We start from the raw sequence: 20,307 nt of genomic DNA, 5'->3' as shown, positions 1-20,307 counted from the left end.
AATCAAGCAACAATCGAGATCGTGCATGACCTCATCCTCGACCTCCAGCCAGCATACGACCCACGCCGCCGTGCCCACAACCAACGCCAGCCGCTATCTTCAGCAACTCTGCAAGCATTGGGCGCACAAATTCGAAACCGAATTCGATCCGACCCAGGCCCGGATTTCTTTGCCGCTCGGAGAGGCCCGGCTGACCGCTACGCCCGACACTTTGTTGATTGATCTGACCGCGATCGATGCAGCCACCATGACGACCTTCCAGGAGGTCGTCATGAGCCACATCGAACGCTTCGCATTTCGCGAAGATCTTTGCTTCGTCTGGGAGTGAGGGACTACATGCCAGCCCACGATAGCACCGCGTGTTGCTCGCCCTTGAGGAGACGCTCTTCCGTCGGACGTTGGCGGGCCGATTACAATCAAACCCATCCACACTCCCGCCTCGGATGGCGGACGCCGGCCGAATTCGCCTTCACCCATCCGCGACGGGATCTGGTGCTACGCTATGCCGAGGGCTGCGCGCCAGCTCCCGCTGCGCCACCCGCCCAGCAGGGCAACTCAACAGCCAGGACCGAACTCGCCGCTGGATAAAATTGGGGCAAGGTCACGGTCGCCAGATCACTTCCGAACGGTCAACTCCGTGACACGCACAAGCTGCGGAATGTCGTTGGCGATGAGGTAGGCGGCGACGCCGCATGCGGCGGAATTGCACGTGAGACCAGCAGCGCCCCATCAGACCAAGGATGCCGCCGAAGCGATCCGCCGCGCGTACCGAGCAACCGCTGTCACCGACACGGAGCCGAGCCGATAACGGCCGGCGCGTTTCGGTCGCGCGAAATAGCAACCAATGGGGTGGCGGAACATTGGTCATGCGGTCGGTTTTTAAGCCCCCCCAGCACAAGCTGAGCCGCGGTTCGCGCCCTGATTCGGTCAGGAAACGGCAGGATCAGGGCCGATCCGTGATCCCGGAGGAAGCCCAGGCTGGCCCCAGCGACCGACAACAAGGGCGCGGGGCCCAGCCCTGCTCTTCTCAAATGGCTCAGGCCCAACGCCACGATGCAAGCGCAACGCTTGCCACCCCCGGTTCGGCCCGTGGGCGACGATGCCCCCATGCACGCGGCAACGACGCAAGGCCCCATGAAGAATGGGCAAAGACGATTCCCCGATCGCACTTCCGACACGCAATCATTCACAAATGTGAATGCGAGGAACACGCAACGTCACGATTTTAATCGGACGTCGCGAGTCTAAAAGCAAATTGCTTCGGAGTTGTCTCATGACCGGTAACGACGCGGGACGGCCGCCTCGATGCAGCGAGTGCGGGGAGACGACGCATCTGGTGGCGGATCTCCCACGATCTGGCCTGCGCCCCAGGATCGGCGTGTTCAAGTGTACCGGCTGCGCTCGGATCATGGTCTGCAAGGATCACGACGCCGGACCGCCCGCTGACCTCGGCACGCCCTTCAACGGGTAGGAGGAACGCCTTGCCTCCCGTGCTGCTGAGCGAAGCGGCCTCGTCATGCGCCTTGGTGCCGACGCCTTGCCTTGCAGAACGCGAATCGCGAAACGGCGATTCGGGGCTCAAGATCCCGCAAAATGGCTCCGCCTCCCCAAAATAGGCTTTTGTCCGGCATGAACCGGACAGTGAAAATTCGACCCCGCCCAAGGTTGACGAGCGCTTTGCAGCGTTTCGACCTGCTCGCAAAATGACAGTGTCTACTTGGGTTTAAACTCTATTCGCAGCACGCCGGCAGGGTTCAAACGGCACTATCTGCAACCCGATACCTCACCAATAATCACGCCGACCTCACCAAAAATTGTTCCTGCGCAATGTCGTCGCGGCTGACGCCGCTAAGGTTGCCGGCGATCGAGGGCTTCGGTTCTTAGATCAAGTCACACACTCATTATAATGAGGTTCCAAAATGGCTGAAAAGTCGCTGACCGGTCTGACGGTCGAGGAGTCCGAAGAGCTCCACAAGCACGTAATCGACGGCACCCGCGTGTTCGGCGCCGTGGCGATCTTCGCTCACTTCCTCGCCTTCGTTTACACCCCCTGGCTGCACTAAGGAGCTCGGACCATGAATCAAGGTCGTATTTGGACTGTCGTTAAGCCGACCGTCGGTCTGCCGCTCTTCCTGGGCAGCGTCGCTGTGATCGCGATCCTCGTGCACGCCGCTCTCCTGTCGAAGACCACCTGGTTCTCGAAGTACTGGAACGGCAAGGCTGCCGCGATCGAGTCGTCGGTCAAGGTTGGCTAATCCAGCTCATCCGAGCTGTGAAGCTTTCCAGCTTCATGCAACCCCGGAACGCATTTGTGTTCCGGGGTTTGTTTTTTGGGGAAGCGATCAACGCCCTGCTCGCCTGCATTGTTAGCGCCGCATCCCGAATCACGCGCATGGCGTCCCGTCCGCAACAGACGGATGAAAGCTCCATTAGTTAGCTGAGCGACCCGGCACAGCAGACCGATTAGCTCGTTTGCAGCAGAGTGCACAACTAATAATCACTCTCCTCCTTTGACCAACAACTGATGATGGTCTACGACTACATTCTTCATGTCGCAGGTTTGATAATGGTCGATCGGACTCCGCTCTGCTTTCGCTGTCATGCACAGCTCGCCGTTAAGCGGGTCCATCTGCTGTCGGATGGTTTTGAAGCGCGCACATTTCAGTGCGGGCTATGCGACCATCACCTGGTGGTGGTCGCCTCCAGCACCGACCCGCTGGATTCGGTTGAAAATCGCCTGACATCGCGCTGAACGAAGCGCTCAGCAGGCCGCCCCACACCTCTTCCCGATCGGTATTTTACTGAGCTTTTGCCGCGTTCCGGGCGCCGGCAGGTCGCGCGCTATTTCAGCTCAACCACCACATTATTGCAGTTGTAGCAGCGATAGACGCACATGGTGCTCTGCAGGGAGCGGCGGATTTCGCCAAGACGCACCATCACTTGGCTGCACTTCTCGCAAGTGCGAACCTGCTGCTGATCATCTGGCTGCTCAGAATGCGTCACGTCGTACCGCGAACATTTTTGGATCACGCTCACTTGCTAACAACTAAGTACACCCCGCTTCACGGAAAGCAACAAGCATCGATTCATCGCCAAGCAGTTGCGCGGAAACCCGGTACACGCAACGGTTAGCGCAGCTAGATTCAGTCCAGCTTGCAGCCTGCCAACATTCCCGTTTTGAGCAGTGTTGTGAGTGAAGCGAGCGACAACCAAACCAGCTCAAGCTTCACATCGATCGCTACCGATCGCGCATGCCGCGGCACTTTACTACCAGTTCGGCAACCGATTACTTCCGCGTTTTCGCGCCCGGCGGAATATCAACTAATACCAACGGAAATTGATACCAACCCATCCGCACGTCATGGCCAGGCTTCGTCCCGGCCATCCACATCTCTGTTCTTGCAGCGCTTTCAAGACGTGGATGCCAGCGACAAGCGCGGGCATGACGAGTCAATGGTAGGAGCCGTTGGTATAACTATCAATTATTTAGAATGGACCAAACGGCAAACCTGACCGGGCTGCGCATGCGACCCGGTCAGTAACGCAATCAGCTCAGCCCTTGATGCCGAGCAGCTCGACCTCGAAGATCAAGGTGGCATTCGGCGGGATCACGCCGCCGGCGCCGCGCGCGCCATAGCCGAGCTCGGGCGGAATGATCAGGGTGCGCTTGCCGCCGACCTGCATGGTGGCAACGCCCTCGTCCCAACCAGCGATCACGCGGCCGCGGCCGATCGGAAACTGGAACGGCTCGTTGCGATCAACCGAGGAGTCGAACTTCTTGCCCTTCTCGCCATTGACGTACAACCAGCCGGTGTAGTGCATCACGCAGATCTGGCCGGGCTTCGGCGAGGCGCCGGTGCCGACCTGAATGTCTTCGATCACGAGTCCTGAAGCGGTAGTCATTTTCTGTTTCTGTCCTGCGGATTGCGCCAAGGCGGAGTGAACCGGCGCGACGATCGCGCCGGCAGAGAGAAACGCAGCGGCGGCGATCGCCACCAACTGCGCGCGGTGAAATCTGAGCATGAGTTGTTTCCTCAAGCGGGGCAGCGTGTGGGTCAGCCTGGCCCGACGTTGTCCGCGCGCAGGCGGTCACGACACGGCCGGCATCAGGCCACCATGGCCCGGGCCGCGGCGAATGTCCAACGGCTACAGCCGGAGACCATGTCATGGCCCCCGGCTGTTTTTGGCAGTGCTTGGAAGGTGCGCGCTTACGCGACCTTGCTCTTTTCGGCGCGCTTGCGGTCGTTGGCGTCGAGCAGGCGCTTGCGCAGCCGGATCGACTTCGGCGTAATCTCGACCAGCTCGTCGTCCTCGATATAGGCGAGCGCCTTTTCCAGCGTCATCCGGATCGGCGGGGTCAGCCGCACCGCTTCGTCCTTCGAGGTGGTGCGGATGTTGTTGAGCTGCTTGCCCTTGAGCACGTTGATCTCAAGGTCGTTGTCGCGGGTGTGCTCGCCGACGATCATGCCCTTGTAGACCTTCCAACCCGGCTCAATCATCATCGGGCCGCGATCTTCCAGCTTCCACATCGCGTAAGCGACCGCCTCGCCCTGATCGTTGGAGATCAGCACGCCATTGCGGCGGCCCTGGATCTCGCCCTTATACGGCAGGTAGTTGTGGAACAGCCGGTTCATGATCGCGGTGCCCTTGGTGTCGGTCATCAGTTCACCCTGATAACCAATCAAGCCGCGGGTCGGCGCGTAAAACACCAGACGGAGACGATTGCCGCCGGACGGGCGCATCTCGATCAGCTCAGCCTTGCGCTCGCTCATCTTCTGCACCACGACGCCGGAAAATTCCTCGTCGACGTCGATCACTACTTCTTCGACCGGCTCGAGCAGCTGGCCGTCTTCATCCTTGCTGAGCACCACGCGCGGACGCGACACGCTCAGTTCAAAGCCTTCGCGGCGCATGGTCTCGATCAGGATCGCGAGCTGCAATTCGCCGCGGCCGGACACTTCCATCGCGTCCTTCTCAGCGGATTCCACGACGCGCAGCGCGACGTTGCCTTCGGCCTCGCGCAGCAGACGATCGCGGATCAGACGGCTGGTGACCTTGTCACCTTCCGTGCCGGCGAGCGGCGAGTTGTTGACGATGAACGACATCGACACGGTCGGCGGATCGATCGGCTGCGCCTGCAGCGGCGCGTCAACCGAAGGATCGCAGAACGTATCGGCGACCGTGCCCTTCGGCAGACCGGCAATCGCGATGATGTCGCCCGCTTCGGCTTCGTCGATCGCGGTGCGTTCCAAGCCGCGGAACGCCAGCACCTTGCTGATGCGGCCGGTTTCCACCAGCTTGCCGTCGCGCGACAGCACCTTGATGCTCTGGTTCGGCTTCACGGTGCCGGAGGCGACGCGGCCGGTGATGATGCGGCCGAGATAGGGATTGGCTTCCAGGATAGTGCCGAGCATGCGGAACGGGCCCTGCTCGACGGTCGGCGGCGCCACATGCTTGAGCACCAGGTCGAACAGCGGCTGCATGCCGACATCGTGCGCCGCATCCGGGCTTTCGGCCATCCAGCCATTCTTGCCCGAACCGTACAGAATCGGGAAATCGAGCTGCTCGTCAGTGGCGTCGAGCGCCGCGAACAGGTCGAACACTTCATTGACCACTTCGGTGATGCGCGCATCCGGACGATCGACCTTGTTGATCGCCACGATCGGCTTGAGGCCGAGCTTGAGCGCCTTGCCGACCACGAATTTGGTCTGCGGCATCGGGCCTTCGGCGGCGTCGACCAGCACGATCACGCCATCGACCATCGACAGAATGCGTTCCACCTCGCCGCCGAAATCGGCGTGGCCGGGGGTGTCGACGATGTTGATGCGGGTGTCTTTCCACATCACCGAGGTGCACTTGGCGAGAATGGTAATGCCGCGCTCGCGCTCGAGATCGTTGGAGTCCATCGCCCGTTCCACGGTGCGCTGGTTCTCGCGATAAGTACCGGACTGCTGCAGAAGCTTGTCGACCAGCGTGGTTTTGCCGTGGTCAACGTGGGCGATAATGGCAATGTTGCGAAGTTTCATGCGTGCTTCTTATGTCAAATGTTGATCGGCCAGATGCCCGTCAGCGCAATCGGCGAACGCCGTGGCACGCTCTAAGGCGCGCTTGCTTTCAACCTTGCCTGAAACGCGCCCGGACACCCCGAGCCGATCTCAGGCAGTCCCGAAAAAGCAAGCCCGGCCGCACCGGGCCGGGCACTCTACGCGTTGCGGCGCAATATAGCGGAAAACTGCAAAAACACAATGCAGGGATGGTGCCAATCCGCCCTTAGAGCCACAATACCTGCCCATCACCCCTGCCCAACCCGCTTCTGTCCGCCCCGCGGCCGCCGCGCGCCGGGTAATCGATCGGTCGCGCCCCGGCCCGTAACCAGCCGGCACCACTGCGCTTTTGGCCCCAAACCGCCCGGCTTGCAGGCTCACACCACCTGGGGCCGCTGCGGCCGCACCGGCGTGAATGGCGGGGTCAGCAGCAGCGCCTTGCGATCAGCAACCGCGTTGTGGAACTGCTCGAGCGCGATATTGAAGGCGGTCAAGGTGCCCTCCTCGATCGCACCGTTCTCGAAACACGTCAGGGTGTCCCGCAAAATGTCGTCGGCCTCGGCCTGCAGCGCGTCCAGCTCATCCATGGTGTCCGACTTGCGCGCCGCCGCGATCATGTCGAGCAGCCGCTCGCGCAAGGTCGAATTGGTGTTGCGCTCATCCTTGCGCAGATAGCTCGCAAGCCAGGCGCCGACCGAGCCGAGCGCGGACACCGCCATCAGCGACCACCAGATGTAATCGCTGTAGCGATCCAGAAAGGTCTTCTCTTCGCCATCGACAAACGCCGCGGCTCCCGGATGCGCCGGGATCGCCGCGTCCTTGTCGGTGTCCGGCGTTTCGATCTTCGCCGCCAGCGGAAAATCGTTCATCAGCGACTGCCGCACCGCGAACAGCTGCTTGGTGAAAGAAGAAACGGTCGATTCCGGCAGCGATTTGCGGGCGACGATATGATGGGCGAAGCTGATGGTCTTCACTTCCTCATCCGGGCGCGGCGGCGAGCCGCCAAACGCGCCTGCCGGGATTTCGGCGGACTCATACATCGGGTGGTTTTGCGCGATCGCCTCCGCAGCATCGATCGCCAGAAAAGCCGGCGTGCCGCCGCGCGAGGATTCCGCGATCGCATCAGCGGTGATCTTGCTGTTGATCGGCCCGGCCGCCATGAACACGTCGACCTTGTGATCCTTGATCGCGTCAGCGAGCTCGGTGGTCGAGAACTGCACGATGTCGAGCTTGCTGGCATCGATGCCGTATTGCTGCAGCACCACCTTGAGCAAATTAACGTTGGCCTGGGTGCGGCCGATGATGCCGATCCGCTTGTCGGCGATCTGCGCGATCTTGGTGATCTTGGCGCCTTTCCTGCGATCGCCCTTCGCACGCGGCGGCACCCACAGCACCGCCACGTTCTTGCGCAACACCGCGACCGCCTGGGCTTCCTTGGGCACTTGGAGGTCGCCGCGGATCACCGCGAGATCAGCCTTGCCGGTGGCGAGCGCATTGGCGCTGCCGAGCGCGCCATCGGCGACCACCAGCTTCAGTCGCACACCCGTGTTGTCGCGCGAAAACGCCTGCGCCAAAGCCTGCACCACGCGCACGTCATCGGAGCTGGGCGGCCCGACCGCGATGCGCAGCGGCACCGGCCGCATGGTGAAGTAATAGCCGCTCAGCAACGCCCCGATGCCGGCCAGAACCGCGGCGAGGATAATAAACACCGCTTTACGGCGTCTGGAGCGTACAGGCGTCGGTGTCATCGCCCCCACCAAATCAGGGCCGGCCGCATCGGGCTGGGACGGAGGTCGTCGAAAGCTCGAATTCAATTGTGCCCTCACCCAGGGTGGCTTGGGTAGCGATTTTTCGGCTGAAGCGCCTCGGATGGTCACCAGGGTCTCAAAGCGTCTATCGCGCTAATGTGGCAACAATCGATAACATGGCGCCATGACAGCGCGATCATCAGGGAGAGAACTATGACCGAACGGCTAACCGTGGCGGCGCGCCGCGCCGCGCTGGAGATGCTGCCGGAGTGGCGCGAACTGCCGGACCGCGAAGCGATCGCGCGCACGCTGACTTTTTCCGGCTTCGATGCCGCGTTTGGCTTCATGACGCGCGTCGCGTTGATTGCAGCGCAGCACGACCATCATCCCGACTGGCGCAACGTCTACAATCGCGTCGAGATCACGCTGACCACCCACGATGCCGGCGGGCTGACCAACCGCGACATTGAGCTGGCGCGCGCCATCGACGCGGTCGCTGCCGCAGTTTCGCCGGCCTGATGCAATCAACTGAAGCGTACCTATATCGGGAGTCACGGCCGCGACCAGGGCGGTTCCCGGCAGCGCGAGGCGCGCGTGAACTTTTTTAGGCAACGCAACCAGCAGATGGTGAGCCAACCGCATGAACACGTCAGAGCATAGCGTCGGCTTCGAGCCGGCCGACCGCCTCGCCGAGCACCCCGAGGAACTGCGGCGCCGTTTCTGGCTGAAACTGAAGCGGATGGTGGTGAAACTGCCGTTCGCCGAGGATCTGCTCGCCGCCTATTACTGCGCGTTCGATCGCACCACGCCGCGCCATGTCCAGGTCGCGCTGCTGGGCGCGCTGGCCTATTTCGTGCTGCCGTTCGACTTTGTCGCCGACATCATGCCGTTCCTGGGCTTTGCCGATGACGCTGCGGTACTAGCGACCGCGATCCGTCTCGTGGCCAACAACATCACCCCGGACCACCGCGCCGCGGCGCAAGCGGCGATGCAGCGCGGCCTGACCGAGGACGAACGAGAACGCTGATTTTCAGCGCCCACGCCGCACAAACAAGGGCGCCGGCCCTACCTACAAGAAAACGCCCGGGACAGGCCCGGGCATTTCGCGTTTCTGGGTCGGCTGTACGGCTTACGCGCCGTTCAGGAACTGCAGCGGATCGACCGGGGTCGAGCCCTTGCGGATCTCGAAGTGCAGCTGCGGTGACGCCACTTCGCCGCTCTGGCCGGATTTGGCAATGGTCTGGCCGCGCTTGATGGTTTCGCCGCGCTTCACGAGCAGCTCGGAAGCGTGCGCATAGGCGGTGACATAGCCGTTGCTGTGCCGGATCAGCACCAGATTGCCGTAGCCCTTCAGCTCGTTGCCGGCATAGGCGACCACGCCATCCTCGGCGGCCTTGACCGGCGTGCCCTCCGGCACCGCAAGGTTGATGCCGTCATTCTGCTTGCCATTGGTCTTGGCGCCATAGCCGGCAATCACCCGGCCACGCACCGGCCAGCGGAAGCCAGGCAGCGCGCCGGTGGCTTCGGCAGATTTCACCGGCGTTTCAGCGACCGGCGCTTCAGCGGGGGTGGCGGTGCTCGCCAGCCGCGCCTTCTGCGGCGGTTCGGCCGGCATGGCGGCGGCCATGGTCACCGGCGCCGCAGCGGCAACCGGGGCAGCCACGGCGGCGGGCGCCGGAGCCGGCGCGGCCATCTGGGCGGGCTGAGCCGCGGCCATCCGGGCGCCCGGTGCCGGGACGTTCAGGCGGGTACCGACCTTGAGCGGCGAGCTGATTGCGAGGCCATTGGCCTGCGCCAATTCAGCCGGCGAAATCTTATGGCGCCGCGCGATGCCGATCAGGCTGTCGCCGGGATTGACGATATGGACGCTGCCCGCCGCCGCGACCGGACGGCCCGCCATGGGGGCCGGTGCCGGCGCCGCCGCAACAGCCGGAGCCGGCGCGGCCGGGGCCGCCAGGGCCGCACGGTTCGGGATGATCAGCTGCTGGCCGGGCTGCAGCACGCGCGGGCCGCGATAGCCATTGGCCTGCAGGATCGCCGCGGTCGAGACGTTGTAGCGCCGCGCCAGAGTTTCCAGGGAATCGCTGGTGCCGACGATGATGGTGGTGCCCGCCACCGGCGCGCGGTTGGCGCCGGCGCGTGCGGTCGTGCCCGTCACCATGTCGGCGGGCGCCGCCGCGGGCGGCGCATAGGCCGCAACGCCGCGTCCACCCGCTGCCGGCGGATAGGCCGGGGCTGGCGCCGCCGCGTAAGGGCGCTGCGCCGGGGCGCTCGGATAGCTCTGCGGCGACGAGATCGGCGGCGGCAAGGGCTGCGCCTGATACTGCGGCTGCTGATAATGGGGCTGATACTGCGGCTGAGCCTGGTATTGCGGCTGAGCCTGGTAATGCGGCCGCGCATATTGCGGCAACTCACGCTGCGGCGCGGGCTGTTGCGCTACCGAGCCTGTCGAGTCCTGAAACGGATGCTGTGAAAGCCGGGACTGCATGTCCGCGCTGCAGCCACTGAATCCGACGGACATCAACGCCAGCACCGCAAACTGCGGGACCCGGCGCGAGCAAAGCAACGCGACGACGCGGGACATGGTTACTCACTCTTTACGCAACAGAATTTACCTTTTCAGTTAAACACCTGTTCAGTTACCAAGCGTTTAACCCTGCCGGCAAATTGCAGGTTCTCAGCAGTTTTCCGCAGCCAAAATCGGCGCGTTCGGACGCTCCGAAATCGCGCTTACAGCTCGCGCGCGATGCCCGGCAGCGCCGGTACAAACCGCACCGCCACCAGCTCTTTACGCTCCATTCCGCCCTTCGATTTGCGGAATTTGACCAGGTTCTGGGCGCCGCTTTGCGGGCCGACTGGGGCTAACAGGATACCGTCGAGATCAAGCCGTGCCAGCAGCGGCTCCGGCACCTGCTCCATGGCCGCGGTCACCAGAATGCGGTCGAACAGCCCGGCCTCTTTCGGCACGTCAAAGCCATCGCCGACCCGGACCTCGACATTATGGCACTCCAGCCGTTCGAGCCGGGCGCGGGCGGTGTCGGCCAGGGTTTTGAAGCGCTCCAGCGTCAGCACCTGGCGGCACAGCCGCGACAGCACTGCGGCCTGGTAACCAGACCCTGTGCCAATTTCGAGCACCCTGTGGTCGCGCTGCAGCTGCAATTGCTCGGTCATATAGGCGACCACGAAAGGCTGGCTGATGGTCTGGCCGCACTCGATCGGCAGCGCGGTGTCGCGCCAGGCCTCGTCGCGATGCGGCGGCGCGACAAACAGATCGCGCGGCACATCATCCATCGCTCGCAGCACCGCCTGGTCGCTGATGCCGCGACGGCGCAAGTTAAGCTGAAACATCATCTTTTCGGGGGGCGGCGGTCCGACGAACGACATGGTGGTCTCGCAGCTATCAGAGGATCGAAAGGGCCACGATCAGTTCCTGTGTCGGAACATGCGCTGCAAGGTCGACGTTGCCAATGTTGACATTGCCTCCCATCGGCTTATTTGCCAACATGATGGTATCAAACCCAGTGGTCTCGCTGCGATCAGCTTTTGGCGTATCATTTCCGAAATCATGTCTTTTCCGGAAGCGTAGAGTTGCCGGAATGGGTGAAGGACCGATCATGACGACGATGCAGCCGGGCTCCGTGTTTCTGGTCGAAGACGAGGCGATGATCCGGATGATGGTGGCCGACATGCTCGAGGAGCTGGGCTATCGCATCGCCGCCGAGACCGGCGAATTGAGCGAGGCGCTGCGGCTCGCCGAAACCACTGATTTCGACATCGCGATCCTGGACGTCAACGTCAACGGCAAGGTGATCTCGCCGGTCGCCGACCTGATCAAGGCGCGCAATCGCCCCTTCATCTTCGCCACCGGCTACGGCGTGCAGGGCGTGCCGGCCGAACACCGCGACCGCCCGGCACTGCAAAAACCGTTTCAGATCGAGGCGCTCGCCGACCTCCTCGCCAACACGCTGAAGAACCTCGCCGCCTAGCGGCCGGCTTCGTTTAGCCCAGCGTCTGCCGCAGCGTTTCCGAAAAGCCGTCGTCGGTGCGATCGAGCTTGAGCGGCGTCACCGAGATATAGCGCGCGGCCAGCGCGGCGATGTCGGTGCCTTCGGCTGGCGAAGCTTCCGCGGCGACCCGCTCAAAGCCGATCCAGAAGTAAGGATTGCCGCGACCGTCATGACGCTCGTCGACGCGCAGGAAGTTTTGATTGCGCTTGCCCTGGCGGGTCACCATCACGCCGGCGACCTGATCGGGCGCGCAGGACGGGAAGTTGACGTTGATCACGGTGTTTTTCGGCACGCCCGCCTCGATCGCCCGGCGCAGAATCTTGGGGCCATGCACCAGCGCGGTCTCCCAGATCGGCGCGGCACGGGTCTCGTGCGAAAACTCCTGCGACAGCGCGAAGGACGGCAGGCCGAGAATGGTGCCTTCGAGCGCGCCGGCGATGGTGCCGGAATACACGACGTCTTCGGCGACGTTGCGCCCCTTATTGACGCCCGACAGCACCAGATCCGGCCCCTTGTCGCCGAGAATGTAGCGCGCGCCCATGATCACGCAGTCGGTCGGCGTGCCGCGCACCGCAAAATGGCGCGGTCCGATCTCGCGCAGCCGCAGCGGATCGTTGAGCGACAAGGAATGCGACACCCCGGACTGATCAAGCTCCGGCGCCACCACCCACACATCGTCGGACAGCGCCCGCGCGATCTGTTCTACGATCTGCAAGCCGGGCGCATGAACGCCATCGTCGTTGGTGCACAGAATCCGCATTCTCGCATTCGCCTCCACTGAACCGCGCCGGCCGCACTCCGTTGGCCAGCCGCAGCGGCTCTTACCATTCCGACTTCGCTCTGTCACAGGGGGCCTGTTGCGACCACGAGGCACGGCACGCCAAGGGAACCTTCCCGCCCCGCCCCCGTTTTGTTGTCAGCCCCAGGCAGAACCGCCGCTCCCCGCGACGTCGAGCTGCGGCTCGGTCCAGCCAAAACGGAAGGACGGTAAGGCGACGCGATGTCGATCTCAGCCCGCAAAATCGTGCTGATCGCTGCGCTGGTGATCATGATGACCGCGCTGCTGTGGGCCGGCTCCGGCGACCGCGCGGCCCGGCTGCAGGCCGAACCGGCGCCCGCTCCGGCCACCATTGCCAGCGCCGTCAATGCTCCCGCGCTCCAGCCCGAGCCGGTCGAGCCGCAGGCTGCGATGGCGGCGGTGCCGCTGTCGCAAGTCCGGCTGGTGCGGCAATCGCTGAAACGCAGCGGGCTCGGCGCGCGGGTGTTTGCCACCGTCACGGTGCGCAACCGGCACCAATACGCCATCAAGGACGTCGAAATCCTGTGCGCGTTCCGCGGCCGCGACGGCTATGTCACGACGCGGCGGCGGGTGCTGCCCGAGGTGATCGAGGCGCGTAGCCGCGAGACCTTTGCCAATGTGCTGGTCGGGCATATCAACGTCGTCACCACCCGCGGCCGCTGCAAGCTGGTCGGTGCCAGCCGCGCGTGACGCCCATTACTTTTTGGCGCAGCTCAGGATCAGGCTGGTCGAGGTCGAGCCGCAGCGCACCGTGAGCGCGCCCTCGCGATCGAGCTGCATGTTGTCGCTGAGCCGAACCCCGGTGGCGCCCACGCACAACGCCGACACCAGCACCTCATCGGCGCTGCACGACAGCGGACAGCCATTTGAGGCACAGGAGGTCGAGGTCGCGGTGCGGAGCGACGCCCCCGCCGGACCAGGCGGTCCCGCGGGGCCTTGCGGGCCCATCGGGCCCGGCGGTCCTTCTTTAGCGGGCGAGCCTCCGAGCCCGCTGAGCAGCGAACTGTCGCCCTTGCTATTGCCCGATTTCTCGCCGCATCCGGCCAGCGCCAGAGCGATCACAGCCAAACCAACCACCAGTGTCGTGCGCATCACGAACTTCCCCCCAGCTTCGTAAAGGCGCGCCGAACCTGGAGCACGAAACGCGGAGAAGACATGCTTGACCATGGATCGGCCGGGCCACGGCACGATCCTAGGAATGCGGGTGCTGATTCGCCACGCCGGCGTGGCGGGCTGCAGATTGTCAGTTTTTGGCGATGACATTCAGCCCGCCCATATAGGGCTGCAGCACGTCCGGCACGGCGATCGAGCCGTCCTCCTGTTGATAGTTCTCGATCACCGCGATCAGCGCCCGGCCGACGGCGGTACCCGAGCCGTTCAGCGTGTGCACGAAGCGCGGCTTGCCGTCCGGCCCACGCGAGCGGGCATTCATGCGCCGCGCCTGGAAATCACCGCACACCGAGCAGGACGAGATTTCGCGATAGGCGCCGCCCTCACCCTGGCCCGGCATCCACACTTCGATGTCGTAGGTTTTTTGCGAGGCAAAGCCCATGTCGCCGGTGCACAGCGTCATCACCCGGTAATGCAGCCCGAGCCGGCGCAGCACTTCCTCGGCGCAGGCCAGCATGCGCTCGTGCTCGTCCTTGGACTGTTCGGGCGTGGTCACCGACACCAGCTCGACCTTGGTGAACTGATGCTGGCGGATCATGCCGCGGGTATCGCGGCCGGCGGCACCGGCCTCGGCGCGGAAGCACGGCGTCAGCGCGGTCATGCGCAGCGGCAGCTCACGCTCATCAAGGATCGATTCACGCACGAGGTTGGTGAGAGGCACTTCGGCGGTCGGGATCAGCCAACGACGAGCCTGTCCATATTCTTCCCTCGAGGGAATGACTATCTTCTTCCAGTATTTCTCGTCATCAACATTCCTCTCCAACTGAAATCTCGCGCGATCGGCTGTTGCTCGGACTACCTCACGATCAAAGCCAAGAGAGTTCAGCCGGTTTAGAAGTCTATTGACGGCTTCAATGTCTTTTTGGAACTCGACTGAATCAAACTCAAATCGTCCTTCGCCTTTGATGAACTGTTCTACTTCCGCAAATGCTTCGCCATCGATCGGAAAGTACTGGTCCTCACGAAATTTTGGCAGCTGCGCGGTGCCGAACATCGCGTCATCCTTGACCAGCAGCGGCGGATTGACCTCGGTATAGCCATGCTCGCCGGTGTGGACGTCGAGGAAGAACTGGCCGATGGCGCGCTCCAGCCGGGCCAGGCCCTGCTTCAGCACCACAAAACGCGCGCCCGACAATTTCGCGGCGGCCTCAAAATCCATCATGCCGAGCGCTTCGCCGAGCTCGAAATGCGGTTTGGGCGCAAAGCCATACTCGTTCGGCTTGCCAAAATGGCTGCGCACCACATTGCCGTGCTCGTCGGCGCCCTTCGGCACCTCGGGCAGCGGCAGATTGGGAATTTCCGACAGCGCCTTATTGAGCGCCGCCTCGGCCTGCTTCACCGCCTCATCGAGCGCCGGCATGGTGGTCTTCAGCTCGGCGACCTCGGCCATCAGCGCGTCGGCGCGGGCATTGTCCTTGGCCTTCTTGGCCTCGCCGATCTCTTTTGAGGCGGCGTTGCGGCGCGCCTGCGCCTGCTCGGCCGCCAGAATGGCGGCGCGCCTTGTCTCGTCGAGCTTGATCAGGCTGTCCGCGATCGGCGACAGCCCGCGCCGGGTGAAGGCGGCGTCAAAGGCTTGCGGGTTATCGCGGATCGATTTGATGTCGTGCATGGGGCGGGTCCTGGCAGGCAAGCTGATCGCAAGCTGATCGACGGATTCGGAAGGTTCGACAGCGCGCATCCACTACCCCGAATAGCCGCGCTTTGGAACATTCAAGGCAAGGAGGCGGCGCCGCACGGGCGGCAAAGCTGGCCGGGTGGTCTCCCGGCCGCCGTTACATGACAGAGCGCCCTATTCCGCGGGTTTGGGATCGGACGCGGCGGCGTCGCTTTGCGCGGCGGCGGCGCGTTTCTTCTCGACCATCGCCACCGAATAGATCGCGCCCTCGAACAATATCATCAGCGGGATCGCGAGCGAAGCCTGGCTGATCACGTCCGGCGGGGTCAGCACCGCGGCGATCACAAAGGCGCCGACGATGAAATAACGCCGCTTCTCGCGGAGCTGCTGCGAGGTGATGATGCCGATCCGGCCGAGCAAGGTCAGGATCACCGGCAGCTGGAAGGCGATGCCGAACGCGAAGATCAGCGACATCATCAAGGACAGATATTCGCCGACCTTGGGCAACAGCGCGATCTGCGCGCTCTCGGCGTCGCCCATCTGCTGCATGCCCAGCGAGAACCGGATCAGCATCGGCAGCACCACAAAATACACCACCAGCGTGCCGAGCGCGAAGAACCCCGGCGTGGCGATCAGATACGGCACGAAGGCGTTGCGCTCGTGCTTGTAGAGCCCGGGCGCCACGAATTTGTAGATCTGGGTGGCGATGATCGGGAACGAGATGAAACCAGCGCCGAACATCGCCAGCTTCAACTGGGTCAGAAAATATTCGAGCAGCGCGGTGTAGATGAATTTCGAGTTTTCCGGCCCCGCGATCCACACGAACGGCCAGACCAGCACGTTATAAATCTGCTTGGCGAAGAAGAAGCAGACCACAAATGCCACGGCAAAGCCGATCAGCGCCTTGATCAGCCGCGCGCGCAGCTCGATCAAATGGTCCATCAACGGCGCTTTGCTGGCCTCGATATCTTCGGCGCTCATGACGCGGTCGGGTCCTTGGCCTGATCCTTAACCTGATCCTTGACCTGTTCCTTGGCAGCCTGCCCCGTCGCAGCCTGATCATGGCTGACCGGGCCTGCGGCTGCATTGCCAGCCGTGGGAGCCGGCTCGCTCGCCGTCGCGGTGGTGGACGCGATCGCCGCGGCCTCTGGCACAATCGCCAACGGCGCCATCACGGCGTTCTGCACGGCATGAGCCTCGACGGCCGCCAGCGTTTCGGCCGCGATCTGCTCCGCCGCGGCCGGCGCCGGCAGGCTGGTGGCGGCCGGCGACGTGGTGCTCAACGCCGCGGTGACATCCTTTTGCAGCGAGGTCAGCGGATTGTTGTCAGTAAAGGCGGTGGTCGCCGACTTCACCTCGTCGAACGACTTCTTCAGCTCAGCCATTTCGGCTTCGCGCATCGCTTCGCGGAACTGGCCCTGAAACTCGCCGGCCATGCGGCGCGCTTTGCCAGCCCACTGCCCGACCGTCCGCAGCACGCCCGGCAACTCTTTGGGGCCGATGGCGATCAGCGCCACCACGCCGATCACCATCAGTTCAGTCCAGCTGATGTCGAACATGACTGCTTCCGCTCACGCGCGATGCCGCCCGCCCCCGGCTCAGCCGCAGTCCGCGTATTCTTGACTGGCCGCCGTGGCGTCGCCCGCCACGGCCTGCCGCACCCTGATGGCCTTAGACGGCCTTGCTGCCGACGTCGGAACGCTGCGTCGAAGACGGCGTCCCCGCGTGGTCGATCGACTTCACGGGCTCGCTCTTTTCGTCAGCCTTGTCATCGTCTTGCATGCCCTTCTTAAAGGACTTGATGCCCTGCGCGACGTCGCCCATCAGGTCGGAAATCTTGCCGCGACCGAACAACAGCAGCACCACTACGATCACGACGATCCAGTGCCAGATACTCATCGACCCCATCGTGCCTTCCTCCAAAGTCGTGACGCCGGTACAGCCGGCCGATCTTGTGCGAACCTAGGCTTAGCAGACTACGAAAACAAGGATTTAAGCCGCCAGGCGGAAGCGGCCAAGTGCGTCATTGGCCGCTTGGCTCGCCGTCCTCGGCGGTCGTTTCCGGGGCCGATTCGGCATCGTCTTCCGGTGCCTCGTCGGACACCGTTTCCGAGGCCATGGTTTCTTCCAAGGTGACCGTTTCGGAGGATACGGCTTCGACCTCCTCCATCACCTCAACCTCAGCCTCAACCTCGACGTAAGCCTCAACGACAGCCTCAACCACCGCCCCGGTCTCAGCCTCCGCTTCAGCAGCAGTCTCAGAGGGCGCGGCGTCCTGCACCGCCGCCTCGGTGGCTTCCCCGGCTTCGGTCGCTTCCGGTTCCGCATCGGGAACAGGCGCCAGCGCCAGATCGAGATCGCCGGGCTCGAGCGGGTCTTCGTCCTCGCGCAGCGCCGGATCGTCGGACGGCACCGGCACGCTGAAGCCGGTCGGCAGCCGCGAATCGAGCAGCCCGGTGCCCTTCAGCTCTTCCAGGCCCGGCAGATCGTTCAGGCTCTCCAGGCTGAACTGTGCCAGGAACGCATCGGTGGTGCCAAAGGTCAGCGGCCGTCCCGGCGTCTTGCGCCGGCCACGCGGCTTGACCCAGCCGGTTTCGAGCAGCACGTCGAGCGTGCCCTTGGAGGTGACGACGCCGCGGATTTCTTCGATTTCGGCACGGGTCACCGGCTGATGATAGGCGATGATCGCCAGCATCTCGATCGCGGCGCGCGACAGCTTGCGGGTCTCTGTGCTCTCGCGGGTCATCATCCAGGCGAGATCGCCAGCGGTGCGGAACGACCATTTGTTGGCGACACGCACCAGATTGACGCCGCGCGGCGCATAGTCGGCCTGCAGCTGCAGCAGCGCCTTCTTGATATCGACGCCTTCGGGCATGCGCTTGGCGAGCGCGGCTTGATCGAGCGGCTCGGCCGAAGCGAACAACAGAGCTTCCAGCAGACGCAGCTCCTCGGGCCGGGCCTGCGCCTCCGGCTCGGTCGGCATATCCTCCAGCTCGATCACGCGCTGTTCTGCCAGACTGGCCATGGCTCGGTCTCCTTCTTCCACTTACTCTACCGACACGTCCGGCTCGGCCAGCGCCTCCACCGGCGGCGATGACCGCTTGCGGAAATAAAGCGGCGCAAAAGGCTCCGACTGGTGCAACTCAAGCTGCCCCTCACGCACCAGCTCCAGCGCAGCGGCGAAGCTCGAGGCAAAGACGGTAGCTTTTTGAGTGGGATCGACGACGTAGTCCAACAGGTACGAATCCAGCCGGCTCCAATCCTCGGTAGCGCCAACCAGCCGCTCCAGCGTGGCGCGCGCTTCGGCGAGCGACCACACGGTCCGGCGCGCCAGATGCACCTTGGCAATCACCGAGCGCTGGCGCTGCGAGGCATAGGCCGACAACAGGTCGTACAAGGTCGCGGTAAAACGCGGATGCTTGATCTCGGCGATGGCTTCCGGGCAGCCGCGCGCAAATACGTCGCGCTGCAATTGCGGCCTTGTCATCAGCCGGTTGGCGGCCTCGCGGATCGCTTCCAGCCGGCGCAGCCGGTTGGCGAGCGCGGTCGCCATTTCCTCGGCGCTCGGGCCCTCGGCGCTCGGCGGCTCGGGCAGCAGCAGCCGCGATTTCAAAAACGCCAGCCACGCCGCCATCACCAAATAGTCGGCGGCCAGTTCCAGCCGGATTTTGCGGGCCGCTTCGACGAATTGCAGATATTGGTCGGCGAGCGCCAGGATCGAGATCTTGTGCAGATCGACCTTCTGTTGCCGCGCCAAAGCCAGCAGCAGGTCGAGCGGGCCTTCATAGCCTTCGACATCGACCACCAGCGCCGGTTCGTCGTCCGGCAGCTCCGCCGCCGGTTGGGTCGGCCGGCCGGTTTCAAACGACAGGATTTCGGCGGTCATGCCCCGGCTCCGACCCGGCTGATCAACTCATCGAGTTCAGCGCGCGCCTCAAGCCGGTCGAACGGTTCCGGCACGTGCCGCGCCGCCAGCGCCGCATGGGCCCGTGCCGCGGCATCGCCGGTAAGCAGCGGCGCCGCAGCGGCGACTTCGCGCATTTCGTCGAGCCGGCCATTGCAGTGCAGCACGAGGTCGCAGCCCGCGGCCAGGCTGGCGCGGCTACGCTCGGCAATGCTGCCGCTGAGAGCATTCATCGAGACGTCGTCGCTCATCAGAAGCCCCTGGAACCCGATCAGGCCGCGAATCACGCGATCGATAATGGTCGCAGAAGTGGTCGCCGGTTGGGCGGGATCGAGCGCGTTGAACACAACATGGGCGGTCATCGCCATCGGCAAGTCGGCCAGCGGCTGGAACGCGGCAAAATCGGTCTGTTCCAGTTCCAGCTCCGGCGTCTCGACCACCGGCAGCCGCAAATGGCTGTCAGCGGTGGCGCGGCCATGACCGGGAATATGCTTGAGCACCGGCAGCACGCCGCCCTGTGCCAGCCCGTCGGCGACCGAACGCGCGATCGCCGCGACCTTGGCGGGATCGGTGCCATAGGCACGGTCGCCAATCACCGCATCGGCGCCCGGCACCGGCAGGTCGGCGAGCGGCAGGCAGTCGACGGTAATGCCGAGTTCGGACAGGTCGGCGGCAATCAGCCGCGCGCTCAGCCAGGCGGCGGACAGGCCCAATTGGCTGTCGATGTCATAGAGCGCGCTGAACACCGCCCCGGCCGGATAGCTCGGCCAATGCGGCGGCCCGAGGCGCTGCACCCGCCCGCCTTCCTGATCGATCAGAACCGGCGCCTGATCGTCTTCGAGCGTTGCACGCAGTTCCTTCACAAGATCAGACACTTGTGAAGGATTGTCGACGTTTCGCTTAAAGAGGATAAAACCCCATGGCGAAGCTGACCGGATGAACTCGCGTTCCTCGGCAGTCAGTGACGTTCCGGAAATACCGGAAATGAATGCGCGCCTGTCCATCTCGGGCCGATTAGCC

Annotated in this window: 25 protein-coding genes; 9 read left to right on the top strand and 16 right to left on the bottom strand. The window is 63.8% G+C overall.

Features of this window, described 5'->3' with window-relative positions; genetic code table 11:
* The first annotated feature begins 25 nt into the window (after window positions 1-25).
* The 5 genes from BJ122_RS01475 (at window position 26) to BJ122_RS01455 (ending at window position 2,752) form a co-directional block, all read left to right on the top strand.
* Window positions 26-328 (top strand): DUF2218 domain-containing protein, encoded by a 303-nt coding sequence (locus BJ122_RS01475; protein WP_110779385.1) that lies wholly within the window; start codon window positions 26-28, stop codon window positions 326-328.
* 8 nt (window positions 329-336) lie between these two features.
* A complete protein-coding gene (locus tag BJ122_RS01470) occupies window positions 337-588 on the top strand; it encodes an integrase core domain-containing protein (RefSeq protein ID WP_146227131.1) in 252 nt (83 codons plus the stop codon).
* 1,331 nt (window positions 589-1,919) lie between these two features.
* Window positions 1,920-2,063, top strand: a complete 144-nt coding sequence (gene pufB, locus BJ122_RS01465; protein ID WP_027277373.1) for a light-harvesting antenna LH1, beta subunit — start codon at window positions 1,920-1,922, stop codon at window positions 2,061-2,063.
* 12 nt (window positions 2,064-2,075) lie between these two features.
* Window positions 2,076-2,255: a light-harvesting protein gene (locus BJ122_RS01460; protein WP_103013036.1), complete on the top strand. Its 180-nt coding sequence runs from the start codon at window positions 2,076-2,078 to the stop codon at window positions 2,253-2,255.
* 269 nt (window positions 2,256-2,524) lie between these two features.
* Complete coding sequence (locus BJ122_RS01455; RefSeq protein WP_146227130.1) at window positions 2,525-2,752, top strand: hypothetical protein; 228 nt, start codon at window positions 2,525-2,527, stop codon at window positions 2,750-2,752.
* 89 nt (window positions 2,753-2,841) lie between these two features.
* On the opposite strand, the gene BJ122_RS19100 is transcribed toward BJ122_RS01455, so the two are convergent.
* The 4 genes from BJ122_RS19100 to BJ122_RS01440 all read right to left on the bottom strand — a co-directional run bounded on the left by BJ122_RS19100 (window position 2,842) and on the right by BJ122_RS01440 (window position 7,753).
* A complete protein-coding gene (locus tag BJ122_RS19100) occupies window positions 2,842-3,003 on the bottom strand; it encodes a hypothetical protein (RefSeq protein ID WP_181418845.1) in 162 nt (53 codons plus the stop codon).
* A gap of 549 nt (window positions 3,004-3,552) precedes the next feature.
* The gene (locus BJ122_RS01450; protein WP_110779382.1) at window positions 3,553-4,023 is read right to left on the bottom strand and encodes an FKBP-type peptidyl-prolyl cis-trans isomerase; all 471 of its coding nucleotides are present in this window, start codon (window positions 4,021-4,023) and stop codon (window positions 3,553-3,555) included.
* A 185-nt stretch (window positions 4,024-4,208) separates the two neighbouring features.
* Entirely contained in the window at window positions 4,209-6,026 is a 1,818-nt protein-coding gene (typA, locus tag BJ122_RS01445) for a translational GTPase TypA (protein ID WP_110779381.1), read from the bottom strand.
* A gap of 395 nt (window positions 6,027-6,421) precedes the next feature.
* Window positions 6,422-7,753 (bottom strand): TAXI family TRAP transporter solute-binding subunit, encoded by a 1,332-nt coding sequence (locus BJ122_RS01440; RefSeq protein WP_245407562.1) that lies wholly within the window; start codon window positions 7,751-7,753, stop codon window positions 6,422-6,424.
* A gap of 195 nt (window positions 7,754-7,948) precedes the next feature.
* Here BJ122_RS01440 and BJ122_RS01435 point away from each other — a divergent pair, with 195 nt between their 5' ends.
* Both BJ122_RS01435 and BJ122_RS01430 read left to right on the top strand, forming a co-directional pair.
* Window positions 7,949-8,311 (top strand): 4a-hydroxytetrahydrobiopterin dehydratase, encoded by a 363-nt coding sequence (locus BJ122_RS01435; RefSeq protein WP_283808407.1) that lies wholly within the window; start codon window positions 7,949-7,951, stop codon window positions 8,309-8,311.
* Window positions 8,312-8,432: 121 nt separating this feature from the next.
* Complete coding sequence (locus BJ122_RS01430; protein WP_110779378.1) at window positions 8,433-8,819, top strand: YkvA family protein; 387 nt, start codon at window positions 8,433-8,435, stop codon at window positions 8,817-8,819.
* Between the two features lie 102 nt (window positions 8,820-8,921).
* On the opposite strand, the gene BJ122_RS01425 is transcribed toward BJ122_RS01430, so the two are convergent.
* From BJ122_RS01425 to BJ122_RS18920, 3 genes are all read right to left on the bottom strand, one after another.
* The gene (locus BJ122_RS01425) at window positions 8,922-10,376 is read right to left on the bottom strand and encodes a peptidoglycan DD-metalloendopeptidase family protein (protein ID WP_110779377.1); all 1,455 of its coding nucleotides are present in this window, start codon (window positions 10,374-10,376) and stop codon (window positions 8,922-8,924) included.
* 146 nt (window positions 10,377-10,522) lie between these two features.
* Window positions 10,523-11,176: a protein-L-isoaspartate(D-aspartate) O-methyltransferase gene (locus BJ122_RS01420; protein WP_110779376.1), complete on the bottom strand. Its 654-nt coding sequence runs from the start codon at window positions 11,174-11,176 to the stop codon at window positions 10,523-10,525.
* Window positions 11,177-11,192: 16 nt separating this feature from the next.
* The gene (locus tag BJ122_RS18920) at window positions 11,193-11,408 is read right to left on the bottom strand and encodes a hypothetical protein (protein WP_146227129.1); all 216 of its coding nucleotides are present in this window, start codon (window positions 11,406-11,408) and stop codon (window positions 11,193-11,195) included.
* On the opposite strand from BJ122_RS18920, the gene BJ122_RS01410 reads away from it, so the two are divergent.
* On the top strand, window positions 11,407-11,778 hold the full coding sequence (locus tag BJ122_RS01410; protein ID WP_110779452.1) for a response regulator: 372 nt from the start codon (window positions 11,407-11,409) through the stop codon (window positions 11,776-11,778). The genes BJ122_RS18920 and BJ122_RS01410 overlap by 2 nt on opposite strands.
* A gap of 13 nt (window positions 11,779-11,791) precedes the next feature.
* On the opposite strand, the gene surE is transcribed toward BJ122_RS01410, so the two are convergent.
* A complete protein-coding gene (surE, locus tag BJ122_RS01405) occupies window positions 11,792-12,559 on the bottom strand; it encodes a 5'/3'-nucleotidase SurE (protein WP_027277384.1) in 768 nt (255 codons plus the stop codon).
* Between the two features lie 240 nt (window positions 12,560-12,799).
* On the opposite strand from surE, the gene BJ122_RS01400 reads away from it, so the two are divergent.
* Window positions 12,800-13,288, top strand: coding sequence for a hypothetical protein (locus BJ122_RS01400; RefSeq protein WP_110779374.1), 489 nt, complete (start codon window positions 12,800-12,802; stop codon window positions 13,286-13,288).
* Between the two features lie 6 nt (window positions 13,289-13,294).
* Here BJ122_RS01400 and BJ122_RS01395 read toward each other — a convergent pair whose 3' ends face one another.
* The 8 genes from BJ122_RS01395 to nagZ all read right to left on the bottom strand — a co-directional run bounded on the left by BJ122_RS01395 (window position 13,295) and on the right by nagZ (window position 20,291).
* On the bottom strand, window positions 13,295-13,690 hold the full coding sequence (locus BJ122_RS01395) for a hypothetical protein (protein ID WP_110779373.1): 396 nt from the start codon (window positions 13,688-13,690) through the stop codon (window positions 13,295-13,297).
* Window positions 13,691-13,841: 151 nt separating this feature from the next.
* Complete coding sequence (gene serS / locus BJ122_RS01390; RefSeq protein ID WP_110779372.1) at window positions 13,842-15,377, bottom strand: serine--tRNA ligase; 1,536 nt, start codon at window positions 15,375-15,377, stop codon at window positions 13,842-13,844.
* 180 nt (window positions 15,378-15,557) lie between these two features.
* Window positions 15,558-16,364 carry a twin-arginine translocase subunit TatC gene (tatC, locus tag BJ122_RS01385; RefSeq protein ID WP_110779371.1) on the bottom strand — a complete coding sequence of 269 codons (807 nt, stop codon included), beginning with the start codon at window positions 16,362-16,364 and terminating at the stop codon, window positions 15,558-15,560.
* On the bottom strand, window positions 16,361-16,942 hold the full coding sequence (gene tatB / locus BJ122_RS01380) for a Sec-independent protein translocase protein TatB (protein WP_110779370.1): 582 nt from the start codon (window positions 16,940-16,942) through the stop codon (window positions 16,361-16,363). Before tatB ends, tatC begins: the two co-directional genes overlap by 4 nt.
* A 112-nt stretch (window positions 16,943-17,054) precedes the next feature.
* Window positions 17,055-17,291 carry a twin-arginine translocase TatA/TatE family subunit gene (locus BJ122_RS01375; protein WP_103013031.1) on the bottom strand — a complete coding sequence of 79 codons (237 nt, stop codon included), beginning with the start codon at window positions 17,289-17,291 and terminating at the stop codon, window positions 17,055-17,057.
* A gap of 115 nt (window positions 17,292-17,406) precedes the next feature.
* Complete coding sequence (gene scpB, locus BJ122_RS01370; RefSeq protein ID WP_110779369.1) at window positions 17,407-18,408, bottom strand: SMC-Scp complex subunit ScpB; 1,002 nt, start codon at window positions 18,406-18,408, stop codon at window positions 17,407-17,409.
* 21 nt (window positions 18,409-18,429) lie between these two features.
* Window positions 18,430-19,269: a segregation and condensation protein A gene (locus tag BJ122_RS01365; protein WP_103013024.1), complete on the bottom strand. Its 840-nt coding sequence runs from the start codon at window positions 19,267-19,269 to the stop codon at window positions 18,430-18,432.
* Entirely contained in the window at window positions 19,266-20,291 is a 1,026-nt protein-coding gene (nagZ, locus tag BJ122_RS01360) for a beta-N-acetylhexosaminidase (protein WP_110779368.1), read from the bottom strand. Before nagZ ends, BJ122_RS01365 begins: the two co-directional genes overlap by 4 nt.
* Window positions 20,292-20,307 lie beyond the last annotated feature (16 nt).

The sequence above is a fragment of the Rhodopseudomonas faecalis genome (genome assembly GCF_003217325.1).
GTDB classification, from domain to species: domain Bacteria; phylum Pseudomonadota; class Alphaproteobacteria; order Rhizobiales; family Xanthobacteraceae; genus Rhodopseudomonas; species Rhodopseudomonas faecalis.
Note: the sequence above shows the minus strand (reverse complement) of the source record. Positions and strands in the feature narration are given on the sequence as shown.